Origin of the sequence: Pseudomonas sp. ANT_J28, from assembly GCF_008370005.1 — a bacterium.
Taxonomy (GTDB): domain Bacteria; phylum Pseudomonadota; class Gammaproteobacteria; order Pseudomonadales; family Pseudomonadaceae; genus Aquipseudomonas; species Aquipseudomonas frigoris.
The window spans coordinates 1-21,278 of the sequence record NZ_VOBM01000033.1; the positions used below are offsets into that span (position 1 = coordinate 1).

A 21,278-nucleotide genomic window follows, 5' to 3' on the forward strand; every position below is an offset into this window, starting at 1 on the left:
TTCGAATAGGCCTGATACATAGATGCAACGGGGCGGCGGTTTTTCAAAAGCGGGTAGACAGTGGGGGCGAGTCCATACATAGCAGCTGCCGAGCCTGCGAGGCTGCGTTCGGCTGCGAAGCAGTCGTCAATCCGGTATGCAAGTTTTTTCTGACACACCGCGGTGTCTGATTTCACGACTGCTACGCAGCCGAACGCAGCCTCGCAGGCTCGGCAGCTGCTACAAAGGGCGGCGCACGCCGGTTCTACTTGGCAGCGCCTGCCGTTACAATCCGCCCCCTCTTCGACTTCCCCCAAGGAACCTCCATGTCCGGGCTTGAACTGTTTGCCGCCGCCCTCGGTGTCATCGCCGTCTGGCTGACGGTCAAACAGAACCCCTGGTGCTGGCCGATCGGTCTGGTCATGGTGCTGCTTTATAGCTGGATCTTTTTTGAGGTAAAGCTCTACTCGGACATGCTCCTGCAGATGATCTACGCCGCATTGCAGCTCTACGGCTGGTGGCAGTGGACGCATGCGGGGGGCGCGCGTCATGGTCGGCAGGTCAGCCTACTCGACGGTAAATCGGTCGCGTTCAGTCTGGTCATTGGAGCGGTCGGCAGTCTGTTGCTGGGCGCTGCAATGGCGAACTGGACCGATGCCGCACAACCCTGGCTCGATGCGGCACTGACTGGCTTCAGCCTGGTGGCGCAGTTATGGATGGCGCAAAAACGCGTTCAATGCTGGCCGCTGTGGTTCACCCTGGATGTGGTCTTCGTCGGGCTGTTTATCTACAAAGACCTGTACCTGACCGCCGGGCTCTACGCGCTGTTCGCCCTGATTGCCGTGCAAGGCTGGAGGGAATGGCGGGCCGATCCGGCGTTGCGCACATGAAAGTTCTGGTACTCGCAGGCCCGGAGTCCAGCGGCAAGAGTTGGCTGGCAGCCGAGTTACAACAGCAATTCGGCGGGGTCCTGGTAGACGAATATGTACGCTGGTTCATCGAACAAAACCCACGAGACACCTGCTTGGCCGACATTGCGGAAATCGCCCGAGGGCAGCTGAAATGGGAGGACGAGGCACGCGCCCGACAGCCACATTTGCTGATTCTCGACACTCACTTGCTGAGCAACATCCTCTGGAGCCAGACCTTGTTTGGCGCTTGCCCGACGTGGATCGAGCAAGCATTGCTGGCACGACACTACGACCTGCATTTGCTGCTGAGCCCCGAAACCGTGGCCTGGCATGACGACGGGCAGCGTTGCCAACCGCAACTGGCAGAACGCCAGGCGTTTTTCCAGGCCAGCCGCCAATGGCTTGACCTGCACCGCCAGCCTTGCCAGGTGCTGCAAGGTGATTGGAAACAGCGCAAGGACGCGGCATTCGAGGCTGTGACGCGCTTGCTCAAGGCCTGACAGGGGTACCCAGCCCTGCCGCAAATGTCCATTCCTGAAACACCCCCCCCTGCGCAAACCTGCGAGCTGAAGCGGCCCGAGCACTCCAGCAAGAAAATGTTAAGCCACTGATACAACCTGCCTTCAGCGCTCTTTGCGAGCAATGCCGCCAGCATGGACGGCGTTTTTGCGAGGCTCTTGTCTCAGTGGCGTTACAAAATTTTTTTGACCACCTCGACAATTAAAGCCAACCAACTGGTTTTAAAAGAAAAACAAGAACCGGCACACCTTCTGCTCTCTTCCTCGTAACGCTGATAAGGGCCAGCGTTTCACTTACAGAAGGAATTGCCGCTGTGGGGAAATTTGATAAAAGCATTTATAGCCTCTTGCTGATCGGATGCGCACTGGGCTCAAGTGTCTGCCTGCCTGTACAGGCTGACAACGGCATCATCATTATCAAACGTGATGTCCAACCACGCATGGCAACGCGTGCGCCGTTGATGCCCGACCCTAGCCCCACGACCGCCAATGCCAATCCGTCCAAACAGATCATCAGTCAAACGAACGAGTTGAGCGACGGCGACTTTGCCGGTGTCGCCAGTGGTGCAGGCATCTCCCGCCTGATCACTCAAAACACCAACAATCTGGGCGGCAATATCAGCAACCAGACCCAGCTTTCCAACCTCCCCGCTGGACGTTCGGGAAATGCCGGCAACGGTATTGCCAACATGGTCAATTCAAGCGTCCAGCAAGGCCTGGGTGCTCTGAAAGTCATAACGGGAGACCGTTAAGATGAATCGTACGCTGCTGATTATCGCCATGTTTTGCAGTGCATCGACCTTTGCCCAATCTCCCGTCATCAACAACGCCGAAATCGACGGCTCGGGCACGCAGTACCAAGGCAACCTCGCGGTCAACCAGGCTGCCGGCGATCTACAGCAACAGGCTAACGCCCGGGCCATCGCCGTGGGCCATGGGGCCAGCGCGACCACACAGATTCGCCAACGGCTGCGTACGGTGGTCGACCCCAGGATCGATGCTCGATCCAGCATTCAAGGCGACTCCTTCAGCCACGGCAACGGCGTACTGGGCGTCAACCAGAGCGCGGGCGCCAGCAACCAGCAAGCCAATGCCCTGCGGATAAGCATCAGTACACAGCCGCAAAGCATCGACGACAGCGTCCTCAGGCAACAAAACGTGACGCTGATCACTAACTCCGATCCAACTGACTCTGCACCAGGCTATCGCCAGGTCGCTACCAGCGATCAGGCCTTCACCGGTAGCCGTGGGGTGATCCAGTTGAATCAGAGCGCCGGGGTGGGAAACCGAACGGCCAATACCCTGAGCGTACGGGTCACGGATTGACCCAAACAGGTAAGAACAACACTTAACCTAAAATAAGTACGGAGAATCACCATGAAACCTTCGATGGCAATAAAACCTCTGGTTTTTGCAATCGCTGCGGTCTTGGCTGTTGCTGCTCAAGCTGGACAGAACGATCGACGTGATCACCATAACAACGGTCACCACACCCCTCCTCCAACATGGATCCATACCGACGCGACCGCCAATGCGAACGATAGGCAGACCAGTACCGGCAACCGCATCCACAACGAAGGGACTCAGAACTCAGCCGAGATGAGCAGCTCTGCCTCAGGCGCGAGCGGCAACGTCGGCGTCAACGTGGCAGCAGGCGCCGGCAACCAACAAGACAACGCGGCCGCCATCGCAAACGCTGGTTCCACCTCCAGCCTCGATAACAGCTTCGTGTTCGGCAATGCCGACGCCAGCGCTCGAGTCACGCAATACAGCAACAACAACAAGGTCAACAACTACGGCGTCACAAACTCTGCCGTGATGAGCGGTTCGGGCGATGGCAGTAGCGGCAACATGGGTATCAACATTGCTGGCGGCGACCTCAACCAGCAGAAAAACACCATGGCAATTGCCAACTCCAATGCCCCGCTGGGTAACGCAACAGCCAGCGCCTCTGCCAATCAAAGCGGTCCTGGCCTGACAGTGAATAACACCGCTGATCGGACCTACCGCGTGGATACGATTACCGTTACCAACACGGCCAGCGGTAGTTTCTCTAAAGATAAGTCATTCGAGGTTAGCGGCAGTGAAAGCGCTTCTTCGAGCTGGGCCGCGGCCGGTGCCGATCGCTCTAATTCCAGCGGTTCCCTTAGCGTTGATATAAGCAGTTCGAAGAGCAGCAATGCGAGCGGTTCCAACAGCAGTTCTGCGAGCGGTTCTAACAGCAGTTCTGCGAGCGGTTCCAACAGCAGTAGTGCAAGCGGTTCTTCGAGTTCATCCTTGAATGCTTCCTTGAGCGCTACTTTGGACGCTGCTGCGGCGGCTTCCCATTCCACTACCGTCAATAATGGCTATGGCGATCACACCCGCAGCAGCAGTTCCGACGCATCGCTTACCGCATCGCTTGACGCAACGCTTAACGTAGCGGTAAACAAATCGTTCGACACATCGCGCGATTCCTCGTTCGACAGATCTCGCGACTCCTCGTTCGACAGATCGAGCGATTCCTCGTACGACAGATCGAGCGATTCCTCGTTCGCAAAATCGTTCGATAAGTCGTTCGAGAAATCGAACGCCTCCTCGTTCGAAAAATCGGGCAGTAAATCGTCCGAATCCGAGTTCGCAAAAGCGGGAAGCTTCAGTGAAAGCAGTTCATTTGATTTGAGCAACACCTACTCCTATCAAGTGCTGACTCCAACTGGCTGGGCCAACCCTGTGACCAACACTGCAACCCTGAGCGGTTCGGTGAATGGTGGCAGTGGCAACCTGGGCGTCAACGTGGCTGCCGGTGTGGGTAACCAACAAAGCAACTCGCTGTCCATTGCCAACCAATCGTTCTAATTGCTGTCTCTGGAGGCCCCCTTATGGGGGCCTTTTTTCAACACAACCAGAAGGCGTCCCACTATGCGCATTATCGCCTTGGCATTTTTGCTTTGCGTGGCCAGTGTGAGCGAGGCTGCACAACTGCCGTTTTCCGTCCTGCCGGGCGGCGCGGTGGTGTTCAAGCCGATCCAAAGCGTGCGTGAGCGCAAGTTTGCCGACCTGGTGCAACAGAAAACCGACTTCAGTTGCGGCGCAGCTGCGCTGGCTACCGTCTTGCGCCAGGCCTATTGGCTGGACGTGAACGAAGAACAAATCATCGAAGGCATGCTGTCACACTCCGATCAGGATCTTGTCCGCGTCCAGGGCTTTTCCATGCTCGACATGAAGCGCTACGTGGAAAGTATCGGCATGCGGGCCCGTGGCTACCGGGTAGCGCCAGAAACGTTGAGCGAGATCAGAATTCCGGTCGTGGTACTCATGGATATCCGTGGCTACAAACATTTTGTGGTCATGCAAAGAGTCCATCAGGGCTGGGTCTATATCGGAGATCCGGTACTCGGTCATAAACGTTACAAAGTCGAAGACTTTGTAAAAGGCTGGAACGGCATCATCTTTGCCGTCATCGGCCAGGGCTACGACAAAACCAATGTGTTGCTCGCCCCCCCACTGCCACTGACCGCCAAGAACCGCATCAACACCTTCAGCCCGGTGCAAGATGCAGAGTTGATGGATTTCGGATTCATCCAAAGCGACTTCTTCTAATAACAAGGGAGCACGACGCTCCGGGAGCATTCCAATGAAGACTCCAATCTGGCTGGCCGTGGTTTGCCTGGCCGCCAGCCTGCCGACCCAGGCACAGACGTTCAAACCCATTGAACTGAATGATCAGGAATTGGCGACCCTGCGAGGCCGCTATGTCATGCCGGGACGGATCGTCAGTTTTGGCATTGTCATGACCAGCGCTTGGCAAAATGCCAACGGTGAAGTGATCGGGGCAACTTCCTCGATGCAAATTCAACAATCGACCATCAGGCCACAGTTCTATGTGACGATGATCGACGAAAAAGGTAATGGCTCAGCGCGTTCTCAAGTCCCCGGCACCGGTACCGTCACTGGCGGCGGCGGCCTCAACAGTACCGAAGGCGTCACTCAAGTCGTGCGTGCTGCCGGCGACCATAACACTGCCTACAACAACGTTGATATCAACGTCACAAAGGCTAACCAAGTACCAGCAACGCAACAGCAGGGCCAGGCACTGGCCGCAGGCTCGACGTTGGTCGGCGCCAATGGCGCGGGCTCGCTGAGCATTTCCTCGACCGGTACCGGTGTGCAACTCAACATCGTGGCCAACAATAACCAGGGGAGTACCGAACAACGCCTGGCCCAGGGTGGGCTGATGCAGAACACGACTTTGCTCGGCAGTGGCAACCAGGTCAGCAACTTCACGTCCCTCAATGTCGTGCTGCGTGACAACGGACTGACAGGCGGGTCGCTGAACGGCAACCTGGACCAGCTCAAAGGCCTTCGCACTCTCGGATTCTGATCTACGCTCAGTCTCATCAGATGAAGTCAGAAGGGACGGCTAACCTATGCACCGATCGTTAACGTTCAGAGCTATCGTTTGTTTGAGTAGCCTGGCCCCGGCGGCACTGCTACACGCAGCACCGGACCCCCAGGTCGAAATACTAAAACAAGAACTCATGGAGTTGAAACAGCGTTACGAAGCACAACAGAACGCGCTGATGGTACTCGAGCAACGCGTTCGCCAAGTCGAAGAAACACCTGCGACACCGGCTCCCAAACGCCTGACCAAATCCCCTGCCGAAACGACCAAGGGTGCCCAGACGGTGGCCGCCGGTGCGCCGGGAACCACAGGCAGTTCATACGGCCAATCGCTCAAGGATGATTCGGAGCCTGCGCAAAGCGTTTCCAACCTGTATGACGAAGCCAGCGGCTTCTTCGGTGGCGGCAAGTTCAGCCTCGAAACCGGCCTGACCTACACGCACTACGATACCCGTGCATTGGTACTTAACGGCTTCCTGGCACTGGACTCGATTTTCCTCGGTAACATCAACCTCGACCGCATCAAGGCCGACAACTGGACACTGGACCTGACCGCCCGCTACAACACGGGACAACGCTGGCAGTTCGACATTAACGTCCCCGTGGTTTATCGCGAATCAACATACTCCTCCGGTGGCGCCGGTGGCGCTGGCCCGGTGACGTCGGACGCAACCGTTACCCGCGACCCGACCATCGGCGATGTGAACGTTGGCGTTGCTTACAAATTTCTGGATGAGTCGGCCAACCTGCCGGACGCGGTCGTTACACTGCGCGTCAAGGCGCCGACCGGTGATGACCCTTACGGCATCAAGTTGGTCAATGATCCGTCCAACGATAACCTCTCGGTACCCGAGGACTTGCCTACTGGCAACGGTGTCTGGTCGATCACCCCGGGTATCTCGCTGGTCAAGACCTTCGACCCGGCCGTGCTGTTCGGCAGCCTGGCCTACACCTACAACATGCAAGACTCTTTCAGCGACATCAGCCCTCAGGTCAACTCCAAGGTGCCCGGGGACGTGAAACTGGGCGATTCCTGGCAGGTCGGCGCCGGCATTGCATTCGCCTTGAACGAGAAGATGAGTATGTCGTTCTCGTTCACCGATCAGTTCGCCCGCAAGAGCAAGATCAAGCCGGACGGTGGCGATTGGCAATCGATTACCAACAGCGATTACAACTCGGCCAACTTCAACATCGGCATGACCCTGGCAGCAACCAATAACCTGACCATCGTTCCCAACCTGTCCATCGGACTGACCGACGACTCGCCAGACTTTTCCTTCAGCCTGAAATTCCCGTACTACTTCTAATCCGGCCCCCACAAAAAACCCGCTTTTTCGGCGGGTTTTTTGTTGTTGATAGCTCCAGGTGTTCAGAGCTTTACCTTGCAGCTAAAAACATGCAGCTCAACGTATCTGATGCTTGTGCAACAAACGGTAGAAGGTAGGCCTGGATATCCCCAGCACCTTGGCGGCGATGCTCAAATTATCGCTGTGGCGGTTAAGTACATCGCACAAGGCCTGGCGCTCTGCCCGGTGCTTGTAGTTTTCCAGCGTGCCCATCGGCGCAGCAACGGCCTGCTGGCTGATCAGCCCCAAGTCTCGCGCTTCGATCTGCCGGCCTTCGGCCAGTACCAACCCGCGACGTACCCGGTTGGCCAGTTCGCGCACATTGCCCGGCCAGTCATGCTTACCCATGGCAATCAAGGCGTCTTCACTAAAGCTGCGCGGACGACGGCCGGTTTCATGGCTGTAGAAATGGGAAAAGTGGTTCGCCAGCATCGACAAATCGCCATTGCGCTCACGCAGCGGCGCGGTCACGACCTGCAACACGTTCAGGCGATAATACAGATCTTCGCGAAAGCGTTTCTTCTCGATCGCGGCCTCAAGATCGACATGGGTCGCGGCCAACACCCGCACATCCACGGGAATCGGCTGACTGCCGCCCACCCGCTCGATGTGCTTTTCCTGGAGGAAACGCAACAGGTTCGCCTGCAGCTCCAGGGGCAGATCACCGATTTCGTCGAGAAACAGCGTGCCGCCGTTAGCCGCTTCGATCCGCCCAACCTTGCGTTGATGGGCGCCAGTAAAGGCCCCCTTCTCGTGGCCAAACAGTTCGGACTGGATCAAGTGTTCGGGAATTGCGCCGCAATTGATCGCAACAAAGGGTTTGCTGTGACGTTGGGATTGTCGATGGAGCGTGCGGGCGACCAGTTCTTTACCGGTACCGCTTTCTCCACGGATCAATACCGGAGACTCGGTGGGCGCCAGCTTGCTCAGCAACTTGCGCAGTTCGCGAATGGGTTTGCTGTCGCCAAGCAGTTCGTGTTCAGGCTGATCAATGTGAACCGTGCCCTGCCCACGCAGGCGTGCCATCCCGAATGCCCGGCCCAGCGTCACCTGAACCCGGGACACATCGAATGGCAAGGTATGGAAATCGAAGAACCATTCGCAGACAAAGTCCCCGACATTCTGCAATCGCAGGACTTCCTGGTTGAGTACGGCGATCCACTCGGTACCGCTACGGCTGATCAGCTCTTTGACGGCTTCCGGGCGTTCGAAGTGAAAAGGCTGCAAACGCAAAAGGCCGACATCGCAGGTTTTGTCGGCAACGTTTTCCAGGTTGCAGCTGTCAACGTCCCAACCCACAGAGCGCAAAACCGGCAGCAGACGATGACAGTCGTCGCAAGGGTCCACTACTAACAGACGTCGTAAGGCAGGCGCTTCGATCATGACTGTTCCTTGGCGCCAAAGTTATGAAATATTATTAAAAACAGTCGTTTGGCGGACCTGGCTGTAACGTTAGCAATAATTTGACGTGACCTTGTACCGTTTGACTATAGAGCAGTTGCGTTATTAGTTATAAGAAGCGACTTAGTTAGTTACCTAACGAGTCCTGCCTTTCGTTCAGCTTTCAAACCCTGTCCAAACCTTGAGTCAATGAAAGAAAGTAGATATTTCTTTTAATTGTATGTGACCCGCCCCCCGGTTGCGGGCATCAGTACAAGTAACCAGCCGAACGGTAAGCCCAACCGACGGCACATCACTTGATTGGGCATACAGAGAGAAAACCCCATGAACGCCCCGCTCCGCATCAACGAAGCTCTTTTGATTGCCGACCGCGCATTCCAACCGTTCCAATGCGTGGCCTGGGCCCCACAAGACGGCAATGGCGAACTCAGCCTGACCGTTATCGATCGCACCAACACCCGCAGCATCGGCCGTAAGCAGATCCCAAGCAGTGCCTATACCGATCCTGCGCAACTTGAATGCCTGCTTGAAGCGGCACGTGCGGAATTGAGCGAGGAGGGTTATAAACTCCAATCGTGGTCGATGCCACACTAAGCGTTTTGCGGGTTACTAAACGGTAACCCGCACCCTCCCCGATTATTATTCGAACTTGCACGCGCCCAACTACTTGGCAGGCTTGTCAGTGGGTCGAAAAGACACTGTTCTGGCACACAGCGACCCTCCGCCTGTTAGTTATGACAGTTGTGCATTCAGGCGTTCAGGGATTGAATGTTTCCTTATACAGTCGCCACCCAAACTCCCGGTTCAGGACGACTCGCAAGGAGCTGCGTGCATGTCAATCCAGACCGCGTTTGCATTACCGGCAACCCTGAACAACGCCGGCAAACTTGATACGACCTTTGCCTCGTCTGGCAAAACCCAGGTGTATTTCGCTGGCAGCCTCTCAAGCATGGCCAACGGGGTCGCGATTGATTCACGTGGCCGGTTGTTGGTGGCGGCGAAGGTCGGGACGCCAGGCGGCAGCCGCTTCGGCCTCGCTCGGTTGCTCGAGGACGGCTCGGCAGATCTGACGTTCGGCAATCAAGGCAGCGTCATCGGGCAATTTGAACACGGCTTCGAGGCCATGGCCGGCAAAGTCCACGTACTGCCCGACGGGCACATTCTGGTAGCCGGCCTGCACTACGAAAATGATCACCGGACACTGCCCGCCCTGGCCCTGTTTGATCAGCATGGCCGGCCGGTTCAATGTTTTGGCGACAATGGCCGCTGCGTCGTGCGTCTGCCGGGCGGTCTTTCCCAAGGAGTGCGTGACACTTGGCTACCCCCCGGCGTATCGGGCGCAGAAGCTTGTGATTTCTGCGTGCAGGAGGATGGTCGAATCCTGCTGCAGGCCAATCATCACTTCGAACTGTCCGATCATGTCGGCATTCTCATACGACTCAACACCGACGGTTCGCTGGACGATTCCTTCAACGGCCACGGCTTCGTGATTGTCAGGCACTTGCTGATGAACACCTGGCTCAGCAGCCTGATGGTGCAGCGAGACGGTCGGATCCTGGTGGGCGGGTCAATCAACTTCCCCGAAGAAGGTTTGCTGGCCCGCTATCACAGCGACGGCAGGCTCGACGATTGTTTCGCCGTGGATGGTTTCATGACCTTCAAGGCACGGGGGTATAGCGCTCAGGTCAGCCAGATCGTCCAACAGGAAAATGGCGATGTGCAGTGCTTTGGCAGCAGCCGCGACCCGATGCATTGCCTGGCACTGAAAGTACACAGCAACGGCCGCCCGGACATTCATTGCAATGGAGGTCAGGCCCAACTGCTGGAAATCGGTCACAGTGGCTGCCAGTGGACCGACGCAAAGGCACTGCCGGACGGCTGCGTGGTGACGGTCGGAGCCACGATCGGCGGCGTCGAGGCAGATTTCATTCTGGCGCGGCATCTGCCCGACGGGCAGCTCGATCGCAGCTTCGGCAATGGCGCCGGCTGGGTTCGCACCCGCCTTGGCCGCAGCCTGGATACCGCGACTTCAGTGGTCATGCAGGCCGATGGAAACATCGTCGTCGGAGGCTATTCACTGGACGGCAACTATCGAGCGATCGTCGCACGCTATCTGGGGTAGGCCTGCACAGCTTTCCTACACTTGATCTTCCCTCCCGTTTACGGCAAGTTGCGCGCTTCTTAATACAAGGAGTAGCCGATGCCCGGTTCAATGGCTCAGGCGTTCGCGCACAATTTTCTCGGGCATTCACCCCGCTGGTACAAGGCAAGCATTGTCGGTTTCCTGATTCTCAACGCGTTGGCGCTGTGGACCGTAGGCCCGGTGGTGGCCGGCTGGCTGCTGGTGCTGGAGTTCATCTTCACCCTGGCCATGGCGCTCAAGTGTTATCCGTTAATGCCCGGTGGCCTGCTGTTGATCGAAGCACTGTTGCTGAAGATGACCACGCCCCAGGCACTCTACGACGAGCTGGTGCACAACTTCCCGGTGATCCTGCTGCTGATGTTCATGGTGGCCGGCATCTACTTCATGAAAGACCTGCTGCTGTTTCTGTTCTCACGACTCCTGCTCGGGATTCGCTCCAAGGCGCTGCTGGCGTTGATGTTCTGCTTCCTGTCGGCGTTTCTGTCGGCGTTTCTTGATGCCTTGACCGTGACTGCCGTGATCATCAGTGCAGCCGTCGGCTTTTACTCGGTGTATCACCGCGTCGCCTCCGGCAACGATCCGCGTCAGGACAGCGCGTTTGGCGATGACCAGCACCTGCCCACACTCCATCACGCCGACCTCGAACAATTCCGCGCCTTTCTGCGCAGCCTGCTGATGCACGGTGTCGTGGGGACCGCACTGGGCGGTGTTAGCACATTGGTCGGTGAGCCGCAGAACCTGCTGATCGGCCACGAGATGGGCTGGCACTTCTCTGAGTTCTTTTTGAAAGTCGCCCCGGTTTCATTGCCGGTCCTGGTGGCAGGCCTGGTGACCTGCGTCCTGCTGGAGAAACTTCGCTGGTTCGGTTACGGCACGCTGTTGCCGGACAACGTGCGTGCGGTTCTGGCCAATTACGCTGCAGAAGACAGTGCCGAACGCACCTCGCGCCAACGTGCCGCGCTCATCGTGCAGGGATTGGCAGCGCTGATTCTGATTGCGGGGTTGGCGTTCCATATTGCTGAGGTCGGCCTGATCGGCTTGATGGTGATCGTGCTGATCACCGCATTCACTGGCATCACCGACGAGCACCGTATCGGCAACGCGTTCAAGGACGCCATGCCGTTCACGGCGCTGCTAGTGGTGTTTTTCGCGGTGGTGGCGGTGATTCACGATCAGCAACTGTTCACGCCTTTGATCCAGTGGGTGTTGGCACTGCCACCGGATCAACAGCCGGGCATGCTGTTTATTGCCAACGGCTTGCTGTCGGCCATCAGCGATAACGTGTTCGTCGCGACCATTTACATCACCGAAGTCAAACAGGCCTTCATCTCCGGCCACATGAGCCGTGAGCATTTCGAGACGCTGGCGATTGCGATCAACACCGGCACCAACCTGCCGAGCGTGGCGACGCCCAATGGTCAGGCTGCGTTTCTGTTCCTGCTGACCTCGGCGATTGCACCGCTGATTCGACTGTCGTACGGACGGATGGTGTGGATGGCGTTGCCGTACACCGTGGTGATGGGTGTTCTTGGCTGGTATGCAGTGAGTTTCTGGCTGTAAACACCGGCCAAACCTGTGGGAGCGGCGGTGCGGCGGTCCGACTTGCTCGCGAAAGCGGTGTGTCATTCAACATTAACGTTGCCTGACACGGCCTCTTCGCGAGCAAGCCCGCTCCCACAGGGGTTTTGTGTGGTTATCGAGGGAGGATGTAGCGCTCGATCGCCTGGGCCGCACCGTCCTCGGTATTGGCGCCCGTCACCACGTCCGCCTGGCGCTTCACTGCCTCTTCCGACTGCCCCATGGCAATCGACAAACCTGCGCGGTGAAACATCGCCGGGTCGTTGCCGCCATCGCCCAGCGCCGCGGTCTGCTCCAGCGGTACACCGAGGAACTCGGCCAGTGTCGCCAGCGCTGCCCCCTTGTTGGCTTGCATCGCGGTCACGTCCAGGTACACCGGTTGTGAACGCGATACTTGCGCCTGGCCCTCGACCATGGGCAACAACTGCGCCTCCAGCTCAATCAATAACTCCGCGTTGTTGCTGGCGGCGACAATCTTGTCGATGCGTTCCAGATACGGTTCGAAACGCTCGACCACCACCGGTGGATACCCCAGGCCATGCTGCTCCCGTGGAACCATGGGACCGGTCGGGTCCTTCACTAACCAGTCGCCACAGCTGAACACCCAAACTTCGATGTCAGGTTGATCGGCAAACAGCGCCAACGTGGTCAGCGCCGCCGTTGCCGGCAAGTAATGCGCGACCAGCAAACTGCCGTCCGGATTGACGATGGTGCCGCCATTGAAGGCTGCCGTCGGCAGGTCGACGCCCAGGGCTTCAATCTGCTGCAACATGGCTTTGGGTGGACGGCCGGTGGCCAGGCTGAACAACACGCCCGCCTCGCGCAAGGAACGGACCGCTTCTATGGTGCGTTGGCTGAGACTGTGATCAGGCAGCAACAAGGTGCCGTCCATATCACTGAGCAGAAAACGGATGGGTTGCGGCGTTGTATCACTCATCCGAGACCGTGCCAGACGCGACCGTCGCGGGTCAGCAGATCTTCTGCAGCCTGCGGGCCGTCTTCGCCAGCGGCATAGCTCTGCACGCTCGCGTCCTGCTGCCAGGCGTCGAGGAATGGCTGCACGGCGCGCCAGCCGTTCTCGATGTTGTCGGCGCGCTGAAACAGCGTCTGATCGCCGGTCAGGCAATCGTAGATCAGGGTTTCATAGCCGGTGGACGGCTGCATTTCAAAGAAATCCTTGTAGGCAAAGCCCAGTTCGATATTGGCCATTTTCAAGGCCGGCCCGGGTCGTTTGGCCAGCAGGTCGAACCACATGCCTTCGTTGGGTTGAATCTGGATTCGCAGATAGGTCGGCTGCAACTCATCGACCTCAGTATCGCGGAACTGCGCATACGGCGCCGGTTTGAAGCAGATGACAATCTCGGTATCGCGCACGCTCATGCGCTTGCCGGTGCGCAAGTAAAACGGCACGCCAACCCAGCGCCAGTTGTCGATCATGACTTTCAGCGCGACGTAGGTTTCGGTATTGCTGTCGGGCGCCACGTTGTTTTCCTGGCAATAACCCGGCAACGGCTTGCCGTCGATTTCGCCGGGCGCGTATTGGCCACGCACCGAGTTGGCCAGCGCTTCCTCGACTGTCCAGGGGCGAATCGCACCGACCACCTTGGCTTTCTCGCCGCGTACCGCATCAGCGCCAAAGGCGGCCGGCGGCTCCATCGCGACCATCGCCAACAATTGGAACAGGTGATTGGGCACCATGTCCCGCAAGGCGCCGGTGTGTTCATAAAAACTGCCACGGGTCTCCACGCCGACGGTTTCGGCGGCGGTGATTTGTACGTGGTCGATGTAGTGATTGTTCCAGAACGCTTCAAACAGGCTGTTGGAGAACCGGCTGATCAAAATGTTCTGCACGGTTTCCTTGCCCAGATAGTGATCGATTCGGTAGATCTGGTTTTCCGTCATCACCTTGAGCAAGCAAGCGTTCAAGGCTTCGGCAGTATGCAGATCGGAACCGAAGGGTTTTTCGATCACCACCCTTCTGAACGCTTCTGGCGACTCTTGCAGCATGCCGGCGGCGCCGAGACGACGCACCACTTCGCTGAAGAAACGTGGCGCAGTGGCCAGGTAGAAGACGGCGTTGCCGGTGCCGCTGGCGGCGATTTTCGCCGCCAGCGCTTGATAGGTGCTGTCGTCCAGGAAGTCGCCCTGGACGTAGCTGATGCCTTTGGCCAGTTTGGCCCACAGTTCCGGATCAAGGGCTTGATCGCCCTTGCCGACCTTGCTCGCCACTTCGGCTCGAATGAAATCTTCGAGCTTGCGGGCAAAGGCTTCGTCGGTAATGGCGTTGTGGTCAACGCCGATGATCCGCAGTCCATCGCCAAGCAGACCATCGCGACTCAGGTTGTACAGCGCCGGCATCAGCAGACGCTTGACCAGATCGCCATGGGCACCGAACAAAAACAGCGTGGTCGGTGGTGCGGGTTCTGCCTTGGATTTATTGCGGATCAGACGGGTCATTTTTTCGAAGTCTCCACGTGGCCGCCGAAGCCGAAGCGCTGGGCCGAGAGAATCTTGTCGCCAAAGGTGCCTTGCCCGCGCGAACGGTAGCGGGAGAACAGCGAGTTGGACAGCACCGGTACAGGCACCGATTGCTCCATGGCGGCTTCGATGGTCCAGCGACCTTCACCGCTGTCAGCCACTTCACCGGTGTAACCGTCGAGCTTCGGATCGCTGGCCAGCGCGTCGGCGGTCAGGTCGAGCAACCAGGACGAAACGACGCTGCCACGACGCCAGACTTCGGCGATGTCGGCCACGTTCAGGTCGAAACGCTGATCTTCCGGCAGGTTGGTGCTGGCCTTGGTCTTGAGGATGTCGAAGCCTTCAGCGAAGGCCTGCATCATTCCGTATTCAATGCCGTTGTGGATCATTTTCACGAAATGGCCCGAACCGGCCGGGCCTGCGTGGATGTAACCGCGCTCGGCACGATCGTCTTCGGACTTGCGGTCCTTGGTGCGAGGGACGTCGCCCAGGCCCGGTGCAAGGCTCTCGAACAGCGGGTCAAGGCGTTTAACCACCTCGGCTTCGCCACCGATCATCATGCAGTAGCCCCGCTCCAGGCCCCAGACGCCGCCGGAGGTGCCGACGTCGACGTAGTGCAGGCCTTTCTCCGACAGGGTTTTCGCCCGGCGGATGTCGTCCTTATAGAAGGTGTTGCCGCCGTCGATGATGGTATCGCCAGCTTCGAGCAAGGTGCTCAGGGTGTCGATGGTGTCTTCGGTCGGTGCGCCGGCCGGCAGCATGACCCACACCGCACGTGGCTTGGCCAGGCCAGCGACCAGCGCCGGCAGGTCGATGACGCCAGAGGCGCCTTCTGCGGCCAGGGTGTCGACAAAGGCGGTATTGCGATCGTAAACAACGGTGGTATGACCGTTAAGCATCAGGCGCCGCGCAATATTACCGCCCATGCGGCCCAGTCCAATAATCCCGAGTTGCATGTGCTGATGCTCCCTACTACAAATAAATGTGTGTCAAAGGTTATAGCCCAACGCGACTCATTCGACTTAGTCCAGCGTTGGGGCACATAGTTTCCGGGCATTGTGCCCGATCCAGATTGATAACGTCGGTAATCGCGCCGAAGACACAACGACCATAAAAAATAAAAAAGTTCCCTTCCGGGGCAAAAGAAATCAAAATCGCAGCCGATAGTAAATAAGCACCGATGTCGGGGCGGATTTACAGTTGAGACAGCCATTTGCGAGGTGAGCAATGGGCACAGTACACGCAGCACTGCCAGCACAAACCCTTTACGTCACGATCCGTCGCGATGAATTACGCCAGTTGAAAGACGAGCGCGACCAGTTGAAGCAGGAGCTCGCGCAACTGCGCTTGTTGACACAAAGCAATCAGGCCCAGCCTTTGCCCGTCACTCACCGTGTGCCTCACGCCTGATCCCCTCGCTTGATTCGGAAGCAGCCCACTGCTGTTTCCGACCTGCCATCCCCCCTTTCCCTACGTCATTGCGCGACTGCTCTGTCAGACACCCCCCGAAGATAACAACTATTCTCGTTTAGAGCTAAATCCCGCCTCTCCCCTTCGTCTTTTAACAAACGGAATTTTTTCCTCGAAGACAAGGAGTCGGCTGCGATGTTCGCGCCTATCACCCGTTCCATGACTTTTACCCTGAGCCTGTGCAGTGCCGCCCTGTGCCCCGACTTGCTGGCTGAAACCGGCCCTGATAAAGAGCCCGGCCGCACCCTGGAACTGGGCGCCACAAATGTGACCGCCCAAGGTTTGGGCAGCACCACCGAAAACACCGAGTCGTACACCACCGGCGCCATGAGCACTGCGACGCGCTTGAACCTGTCGATCAAGGAAACACCGCAATCGTTGTCCGTGGTCACGCGTCAGCAAATGGACGACTTCAAACTCGGTACGCTTTCCGAAGCCATGGGCCAGACCACCGGCGTGGTGGTTCAGCACAACGATTCGGATCGGGTCAGTTATTCGTCCCGGGGTTACACGATCAGAAATTTCCAGGTCGATGGCATGCTGAACACCTTCAGCTACATGAAGTCCGACTCGGACACCATCATCTACGACCGCATCGAAGTGGTTCGCGGAGCAACCGGCCTGACCACTGGCGCCGGAGACCCTTCGGCCACCATCAACATGGTGCGTAAACGGCCGACGTCGCAGTGGGAAGTCCAAACCGGGGCCAGCGGTGGTAGTTATGACGACTACTACAGCTATCTGGATGTCGGAGGCCCAATGGCTTTCGACGGACGCCTGCGCGGACGCAGCGTGCTGGCCTATCGCGACAGCCATTCGTTCCGCGACAAATACCAGCAACAACGTGAAGTCGGCTACGGGATTCTTGAAGCCGATTTGACCGATGACACCGTATTGGCGGTGGGTTACGACTATCAGAACAAACACGTCCAGGGCTCCTCCTATGGCACCACGCCCTATTGGAACGCTGACGGAGGCAAAGCGAACCTGGGACGCTCCACCAACATGGCCACATCCTGGAGTTCCTGGCCGTTAAAGGACAAGACAGCGTTCGCCACTCTGGACCAACAACTGGGCGCCGGCTGGCACTTCAAAGCAGCCTACACGCACCGCGAAAGCGATACGGACGGCAAGTTGTATTACGGCGGTGGCGGCTTCCCGAATGAGGATCGCAGTGGCATGAGCGCCTACTTGGGCCACATGCTCGGGACGCAGAAAATGAATGCTTACGACTTTAACGTGGCAGGCCCCTACTCGCTGTTCGGTCGGGAACACGAAATGATGTTCGGGTATGGCGAGGCCGAACGCCGCGAAGAAAGTCCCTACCTGGTTGAGGGCGCACAGCCGTCGGGTTACTTGAACATCCCCGACTGGAAGTACATGGGCGGCATCGCCAAGTATCCCGACACCGTCACCCACCTTTCAGGTTCAAAAAACAATACCCGCCAGAAGGCCGGCTATCTGGCCACTCGCCTGAGCCTGACGGATGACCTGCACGCGGTGCTCGGCAGTCGTTATGGCAGTTGGAAAGCCTCGAGCACGACCAACAGCTACGACGACAACCTGCAGTTGAACAGCGTCGATGCTTCCCACCAGCAACACAACGACATCTGGACGCCTTACGCCGGCCTGCTTTACGACCTCACGCCCGAATACACCGTGTATGTCAGCTATACCGACATTTTCAATCCGCAGTCCAACCGCGACAGCAATCGCAAATACCTCGAGCCGGTGGTGGGCAGCAACTATGAACTGGGACTCAAGGGCAGCCTGCTTGAAGAACGTCTGAACCTCGCCACCGCGCTGTTCTGGAGCAAACAGGACAACGTTGCCGAACGCGACGACTCGGTGCCACCGGACCCGGCGACCGGTGAGGAGTTCTTCAAGTCAGGCGGCAAAGGCAACAAGGTTCAGGGTTTCGAAACCGAGGTCTCTGGCGAGGTCATGGCCGGCTGGAACATGACGGCCGGCTACACCTACACCCACTCGGCCAATGGCGAGAAGAAACGCGCCAATACCAACCAGCCGCTGAATATGTTCCGGCTCTCCACGGCCTATCGCCTGCCCGGCGACTGGCAGGCGCTGACCGTGGGTGGTGCGGTGAACTGGCAGAGTGACGTCTTTGGCAACTCCAAACGTCCGATCGGACGCAACGCCGATGGTGAGCTGATCACCGAAAGCGCGAAGATCCGGCAGGAAGCCTACACCGCGGTCAAACTGATGTCGCGTTATGAGGTCGACAAGCACCTGTCGGCCTCGCTGAACGTCGATAACCTGTTCGACAAGAAGTATTACGAAAATGTCGGGTTCTACAACGGCGTCTTCTGGGGTGACCCGCGCACGGTGACCCTGAGCCTGGACTGGAAGCTCTAGGCGCAGGTAATTCCCATTTATCGGAATCGGCGGATAATGTCCCTTCGACATTGCTTCATGGACGAAAGGACCCGACAACTCGTAGTGGGGCACACCATGAAACGTACAACCATGATCCTCGCCGGCCTGATGATGTTCAGTTCAACCGCTGTATTGGCCGAAGGTGGCGCTGAACGCATGCGGTACTACTTTGAGAGCCTGCGGCTCAGCCAAGAGGCGAATCAAAGTAACGCCAGCAACACCAATGAAATCAGGGTTCCGGATGATCAAACTGCGCAAGTGACAGAGCACTACAAGCCGTAACGACAAAGGGCGTCCTGATGGACGCCCTTTTTCTTTGCCCGTAATACCTTAAAGCGCCTTGGTCCAGAACAGCATCCGACCGTGCGCCGGGTCGAACATGCCTGCGGCAAAACCGAACTTGCCATAGGAAGCCTGGGCGACTGCATTACCTTCCAGCACCTCCAGTGTGATTTTGCAGCAACCGCGCTGGCGAGCGATGTCCTCGACCTTTTGCAGCATCTTCTGGCTCAACCCCAAACCACGAAATTTCGACACCACACACACATCGTGCACGTTGACCAGCGGTCGACAGGCGAAGGTCGAGAAACCTTCAAAACAATTGACCAGCCCGGCCGGCTCGCCACCGACAAAGGCCAGAACGCTGAACGCGTGGGGACGTTTGGCCAGTTCCGCCGGCAGTTGCTTCAACAAGTCGGCGGGCAACGAGTGGCCGCCACCCATCGGGTCTTCGGCGTAAGCATTGAGCACCAGCCCAATAGCCTCGGCATGCACCGGGTTGGTGTAACTGGCCTGAAGCACAAGAATTTCTGCGGATTCCATTTCCACCCTCGTTCACACATTAAGTTGCCCCAGTGCATCTCGCACTGAAGGGCCGACCGACAATATCGCGGGCACAGCCATGTCGACAACCCGATCCTGCTGTAATTTTGCGCTCAAGCGCCCCAGATCAGCGCCTCGGTCCACCCCAGCGCGGCAAAATCCTCAGCCCTCAAGCCTGACTCACCGGCACAGAAAAACTCGTCCAGTTGCGGTGGTTTGACCGCGGTGTCGCTGAGCATGGCGTGAACCTGCCCGCGATGATGGATCTGGTGCTCGAAAAGATGGGACAGCAGGCGCAAGCGGCTGTCATGTTGCGGCGTGTCCCGGGCGATGGTCACGATCTTCCCGAGGTCTGCATCGCGCATTTGCTCGCAGTAGGCGATCAGTCGCCGGTCCACCAGCGCTTGTTCGCGCTTGAGGGGTACCGCTTGCGTAAACGGCTCGTCCTGATTGAAAAACACGTAACAGTCGGGATGCGGATCGTCGCCGCGCAACTCCCGCTCCAGCGCATCCACGTAAAACCAGTCGCAGGTCAGGATGTGATTGAGGGTCGCGCGCAGACTGGGAAAGAAGCTGACCCGCGGCGCCGCCAGATCGGCCGGGCTCAACTGGCTCCAGGCCTTGGCGAGTCGATGATTGGCCCAAGCGTTTTGATAGGCCATGGTCAGCAGATGGTGCGACAAAGGCTGATTCATGTTCGCGGCTCCTTGTTCAAGCTTCGGCGAAACGTTGCAGCTGCATTTCCTGTAAACGGCTGAAGGTGCGGCGGAACGGAAACTCCAGATAGCCCTCGGTGTACAACGATTCCATGGGCACCTGCGCTTCGAGGCACAGCGGCACTTTGCGGTCGTAGCACTCGTCCACCAGTGCGATGAAACGCCGTACACCGTCGTCATGCACCGACAATTGCGGCAGCTCGCGATCACCCGCCACCACCCGCTCGACGCCGTCTTCAGTGCCTCGGGCGATGCGCCCTTCGCGCTTTTGCGCGCTAAGGTTGGGCACGTCACTCAGCAGAATAGCGCTGAAGGTGTCGCACAGGGCGATGAAATCCATGGCGGCAAACGGCTGTTCACAGAGATCGGCGTAACGAGTCCAGAGTACGGTTGGACTGGCCTGCACGACATTGAGTGAACGGTAGCCCACCTTGATCGGGTCACTGGACACCGACTGGCCGACGGTCAATGCCTTGAACACTTCACCCAGAGCGCTGGGTTGCCCCTGTGCCGCCACCCAGTAACGTTGCAAACCTTTGCCTGGGTGCAGGCGATGATCTTCGCCGCCATCCACCGCAATCACCTGCATATGTTTCTTGATGGCCTCGATGGCGGGCACGAACCGGTCGCGGTTGAAACCATCGGCGTACAGCTGGTCCGGTGGCTGATTGGAGGTGCAGACCACCACCACGCCCTGCTCGAACATCACCTGAAACAAACGCCCGAGAATGATCGCGTCGCCGATGTCGTTAACGAACAATTCGTCAAAGCACAGGACCCGCACTTCCTCGCTCAGTTCGCGAGCCAGCGCCTTCAACGGGTCGGCGGTGCCGGTCAGTTGAAACGAACGCTGATGCACCCAGCCCATAAAGTGGTGAAAGTGTTGGCGACGGGCCGGGACCTTCAGGCTTTGGTAAAACTGGTCCATCAACCAGGTTTTGCCGCGCCCGACCGGGCCCCAGAGGTACACGCCAGTGATCGGCGTGCGCCCTTCATGCAGCGCCTCGTAGCATTTCTGCAGCGCCCACACGGCATGTTCCTGGGCTTCGTCCTGGACGAAGCCCTTCTGTTCGATGGCGTGTTGCCAGGCGCTTAAGGGGGAGTCGACATTCATGCGCGGCAGTATGCCACGCGGTCTG

Annotated in this window: 21 protein-coding genes; 14 read left to right on the plus strand and 7 right to left on the minus strand. The window is 58.1% G+C overall.

Annotated elements, in window-relative coordinates; all coding sequences use genetic code 11:
• The first annotated feature begins 305 nt into the window (after nucleotides 1-305).
• The 8 genes from pnuC (at nucleotide 306) to FQ187_RS21230 (ending at nucleotide 7,098) form a co-directional block, all read left to right on the plus strand.
• Nucleotides 306-869, plus strand: a complete 564-nt coding sequence (pnuC, locus tag FQ187_RS21195) for a nicotinamide riboside transporter PnuC (protein ID WP_149630963.1) — start codon at nucleotides 306-308, stop codon at nucleotides 867-869.
• A complete protein-coding gene (locus FQ187_RS21200; RefSeq protein WP_149630964.1) occupies nucleotides 866-1,390 on the plus strand; it encodes an AAA family ATPase in 525 nt (174 codons plus the stop codon). The genes pnuC and FQ187_RS21200 overlap by 4 nt, the downstream gene beginning before the upstream one ends.
• Nucleotides 1,391-1,722: 332 nt before the next feature.
• Complete coding sequence (locus FQ187_RS21205; protein WP_149630965.1) at nucleotides 1,723-2,160, plus strand: hypothetical protein; 438 nt, start codon at nucleotides 1,723-1,725, stop codon at nucleotides 2,158-2,160.
• A 1-nt stretch (nucleotide 2,161) separates the two neighbouring features.
• Nucleotides 2,162-2,734 (plus strand): adhesin, encoded by a 573-nt coding sequence (locus tag FQ187_RS21210; RefSeq protein WP_129444357.1) that lies wholly within the window; start codon nucleotides 2,162-2,164, stop codon nucleotides 2,732-2,734.
• A 51-nt stretch (nucleotides 2,735-2,785) separates the two neighbouring features.
• Complete coding sequence (locus tag FQ187_RS21215) at nucleotides 2,786-4,246, plus strand: heme utilization protein (protein ID WP_149630966.1); 1,461 nt, start codon at nucleotides 2,786-2,788, stop codon at nucleotides 4,244-4,246.
• Between the two features lie 63 nt (nucleotides 4,247-4,309).
• Nucleotides 4,310-4,990 carry a C39 family peptidase gene (locus tag FQ187_RS21220; RefSeq protein WP_149630967.1) on the plus strand — a complete coding sequence of 227 codons (681 nt, stop codon included), beginning with the start codon at nucleotides 4,310-4,312 and terminating at the stop codon, nucleotides 4,988-4,990.
• 34 nt (nucleotides 4,991-5,024) lie between these two features.
• Nucleotides 5,025-5,771 (plus strand): hypothetical protein, encoded by a 747-nt coding sequence (locus tag FQ187_RS21225; protein WP_149630968.1) that lies wholly within the window; start codon nucleotides 5,025-5,027, stop codon nucleotides 5,769-5,771.
• Between the two features lie 46 nt (nucleotides 5,772-5,817).
• Entirely contained in the window at nucleotides 5,818-7,098 is a 1,281-nt protein-coding gene (locus tag FQ187_RS21230) for a transporter (RefSeq protein WP_149630969.1), read from the plus strand.
• Between the two features lie 96 nt (nucleotides 7,099-7,194).
• Here FQ187_RS21230 and FQ187_RS21235 read toward each other — a convergent pair whose 3' ends face one another.
• Nucleotides 7,195-8,520: a sigma-54 dependent transcriptional regulator gene (locus FQ187_RS21235; protein ID WP_149630970.1), complete on the minus strand. Its 1,326-nt coding sequence runs from the start codon at nucleotides 8,518-8,520 to the stop codon at nucleotides 7,195-7,197.
• 342 nt (nucleotides 8,521-8,862) lie between these two features.
• Between FQ187_RS21235 and FQ187_RS21240 the strand changes: the two genes are divergently transcribed.
• The 3 genes from FQ187_RS21240 to nhaB all read left to right on the plus strand — a co-directional run bounded on the left by FQ187_RS21240 (nucleotide 8,863) and on the right by nhaB (nucleotide 12,241).
• Complete coding sequence (locus FQ187_RS21240) at nucleotides 8,863-9,132, plus strand: hypothetical protein (protein WP_008149930.1); 270 nt, start codon at nucleotides 8,863-8,865, stop codon at nucleotides 9,130-9,132.
• Between the two features lie 238 nt (nucleotides 9,133-9,370).
• On the plus strand, nucleotides 9,371-10,660 hold the full coding sequence (locus tag FQ187_RS21245; RefSeq protein WP_149630971.1) for a hypothetical protein: 1,290 nt from the start codon (nucleotides 9,371-9,373) through the stop codon (nucleotides 10,658-10,660).
• Nucleotides 10,661-10,738: 78 nt separating this feature from the next.
• The gene (gene nhaB, locus FQ187_RS21250) at nucleotides 10,739-12,241 is read left to right on the plus strand and encodes a sodium/proton antiporter NhaB (protein WP_149630972.1); all 1,503 of its coding nucleotides are present in this window, start codon (nucleotides 10,739-10,741) and stop codon (nucleotides 12,239-12,241) included.
• Between the two features lie 133 nt (nucleotides 12,242-12,374).
• On the opposite strand, the gene FQ187_RS21260 is transcribed toward nhaB, so the two are convergent.
• Genes FQ187_RS21260 through gnd form a run of 3 tightly spaced genes read right to left on the minus strand, consistent with a single transcriptional unit; the run spans nucleotide 12,375 to nucleotide 15,693 of the window.
• A complete protein-coding gene (locus FQ187_RS21260) occupies nucleotides 12,375-13,196 on the minus strand; it encodes an HAD family hydrolase (protein ID WP_149630973.1) in 822 nt (273 codons plus the stop codon).
• Nucleotides 13,193-14,716 (minus strand): glucose-6-phosphate dehydrogenase, encoded by a 1,524-nt coding sequence (gene zwf, locus FQ187_RS21265; protein ID WP_149630974.1) that lies wholly within the window; start codon nucleotides 14,714-14,716, stop codon nucleotides 13,193-13,195. The genes FQ187_RS21260 and zwf overlap by 4 nt, the downstream gene beginning before the upstream one ends.
• A complete protein-coding gene (gene gnd / locus FQ187_RS21270) occupies nucleotides 14,713-15,693 on the minus strand; it encodes a phosphogluconate dehydrogenase (NAD(+)-dependent, decarboxylating) (protein WP_149630975.1) in 981 nt (326 codons plus the stop codon). Before gnd ends, zwf begins: the two co-directional genes overlap by 4 nt.
• Nucleotides 15,694-15,964: 271 nt before the next feature.
• On the opposite strand from gnd, the gene FQ187_RS21275 reads away from it, so the two are divergent.
• The 3 genes from FQ187_RS21275 to FQ187_RS21285 all read left to right on the plus strand — a co-directional run bounded on the left by FQ187_RS21275 (nucleotide 15,965) and on the right by FQ187_RS21285 (nucleotide 18,883).
• Entirely contained in the window at nucleotides 15,965-16,147 is a 183-nt protein-coding gene (locus FQ187_RS21275; RefSeq protein ID WP_056739988.1) for a DUF6026 family protein, read from the plus strand.
• A 195-nt stretch (nucleotides 16,148-16,342) separates the two neighbouring features.
• Entirely contained in the window at nucleotides 16,343-18,580 is a 2,238-nt protein-coding gene (locus FQ187_RS21280; protein WP_149630976.1) for a TonB-dependent siderophore receptor, read from the plus strand.
• 96 nt (nucleotides 18,581-18,676) lie between these two features.
• Nucleotides 18,677-18,883, plus strand: coding sequence for a hypothetical protein (locus FQ187_RS21285; protein ID WP_149630977.1), 207 nt, complete (start codon nucleotides 18,677-18,679; stop codon nucleotides 18,881-18,883).
• A 48-nt stretch (nucleotides 18,884-18,931) separates the two neighbouring features.
• Here FQ187_RS21285 and FQ187_RS21290 read toward each other — a convergent pair whose 3' ends face one another.
• From FQ187_RS21290 to zapE, 3 genes are all read right to left on the minus strand, one after another.
• Nucleotides 18,932-19,423, minus strand: a complete 492-nt coding sequence (locus FQ187_RS21290) for a GNAT family N-acetyltransferase (RefSeq protein WP_008149916.1) — start codon at nucleotides 19,421-19,423, stop codon at nucleotides 18,932-18,934.
• 113 nt (nucleotides 19,424-19,536) lie between these two features.
• The gene (locus FQ187_RS21295) at nucleotides 19,537-20,118 is read right to left on the minus strand and encodes a DinB family protein (RefSeq protein WP_149630978.1); all 582 of its coding nucleotides are present in this window, start codon (nucleotides 20,116-20,118) and stop codon (nucleotides 19,537-19,539) included.
• Between the two features lie 16 nt (nucleotides 20,119-20,134).
• Nucleotides 20,135-21,253 (minus strand): cell division protein ZapE, encoded by a 1,119-nt coding sequence (zapE, locus tag FQ187_RS21300; protein WP_149630979.1) that lies wholly within the window; start codon nucleotides 21,251-21,253, stop codon nucleotides 20,135-20,137.
• Nucleotides 21,254-21,278: the final 25 nt, after the last annotated feature.

Bases quoted from the DNA above. Each gene is read 5' to 3' on its own strand.
- pnuC (WP_149630963.1), top strand. From the start codon at position 306: ATGTCCGGGCTTGAACTGTTTGCCGCCGCCCTCGGTGTCATCGCCGTC.
- FQ187_RS21200 (WP_149630964.1), top strand. From the start codon at position 866: ATGAAAGTTCTGGTACTCGCAGGCCCGGAGTCCAGCGGCAAGAGTTGG.
- FQ187_RS21210 (WP_129444357.1), top strand. From the start codon at position 2,162: ATGAATCGTACGCTGCTGATTATCGCCATGTTTTGCAGTGCATCGACC.
- FQ187_RS21215 (WP_149630966.1), top strand. From the start codon at position 2,786: ATGAAACCTTCGATGGCAATAAAACCTCTGGTTTTTGCAATCGCTGCG.
- FQ187_RS21220 (WP_149630967.1), top strand. From the start codon at position 4,310: ATGCGCATTATCGCCTTGGCATTTTTGCTTTGCGTGGCCAGTGTGAGC.
- FQ187_RS21225 (WP_149630968.1), top strand. From the start codon at position 5,025: ATGAAGACTCCAATCTGGCTGGCCGTGGTTTGCCTGGCCGCCAGCCTG.
- FQ187_RS21230 (WP_149630969.1), top strand. From the start codon at position 5,818: ATGCACCGATCGTTAACGTTCAGAGCTATCGTTTGTTTGAGTAGCCTG.
- FQ187_RS21235 (WP_149630970.1), bottom strand. From the start codon at position 8,520: ATGATCGAAGCGCCTGCCTTACGACGTCTGTTAGTAGTGGACCCTTGC.
- FQ187_RS21240 (WP_008149930.1), top strand. From the start codon at position 8,863: ATGAACGCCCCGCTCCGCATCAACGAAGCTCTTTTGATTGCCGACCGC.
- FQ187_RS21245 (WP_149630971.1), top strand. From the start codon at position 9,371: ATGTCAATCCAGACCGCGTTTGCATTACCGGCAACCCTGAACAACGCC.
- nhaB (WP_149630972.1), top strand. From the start codon at position 10,739: ATGCCCGGTTCAATGGCTCAGGCGTTCGCGCACAATTTTCTCGGGCAT.
- FQ187_RS21260 (WP_149630973.1), bottom strand. From the start codon at position 13,196: ATGAGTGATACAACGCCGCAACCCATCCGTTTTCTGCTCAGTGATATG.
- zwf (WP_149630974.1), bottom strand. From the start codon at position 14,716: ATGACCCGTCTGATCCGCAATAAATCCAAGGCAGAACCCGCACCACCG.
- gnd (WP_149630975.1), bottom strand. From the start codon at position 15,693: ATGCAACTCGGGATTATTGGACTGGGCCGCATGGGCGGTAATATTGCG.
- FQ187_RS21275 (WP_056739988.1), top strand. From the start codon at position 15,965: ATGGGCACAGTACACGCAGCACTGCCAGCACAAACCCTTTACGTCACG.
- FQ187_RS21280 (WP_149630976.1), top strand. From the start codon at position 16,343: ATGTTCGCGCCTATCACCCGTTCCATGACTTTTACCCTGAGCCTGTGC.
- FQ187_RS21285 (WP_149630977.1), top strand. From the start codon at position 18,677: ATGAAACGTACAACCATGATCCTCGCCGGCCTGATGATGTTCAGTTCA.
- FQ187_RS21290 (WP_008149916.1), bottom strand. From the start codon at position 19,423: ATGGAATCCGCAGAAATTCTTGTGCTTCAGGCCAGTTACACCAACCCG.
- FQ187_RS21295 (WP_149630978.1), bottom strand. From the start codon at position 20,118: ATGAATCAGCCTTTGTCGCACCATCTGCTGACCATGGCCTATCAAAAC.
- zapE (WP_149630979.1), bottom strand. From the start codon at position 21,253: ATGAATGTCGACTCCCCCTTAAGCGCCTGGCAACACGCCATCGAACAG.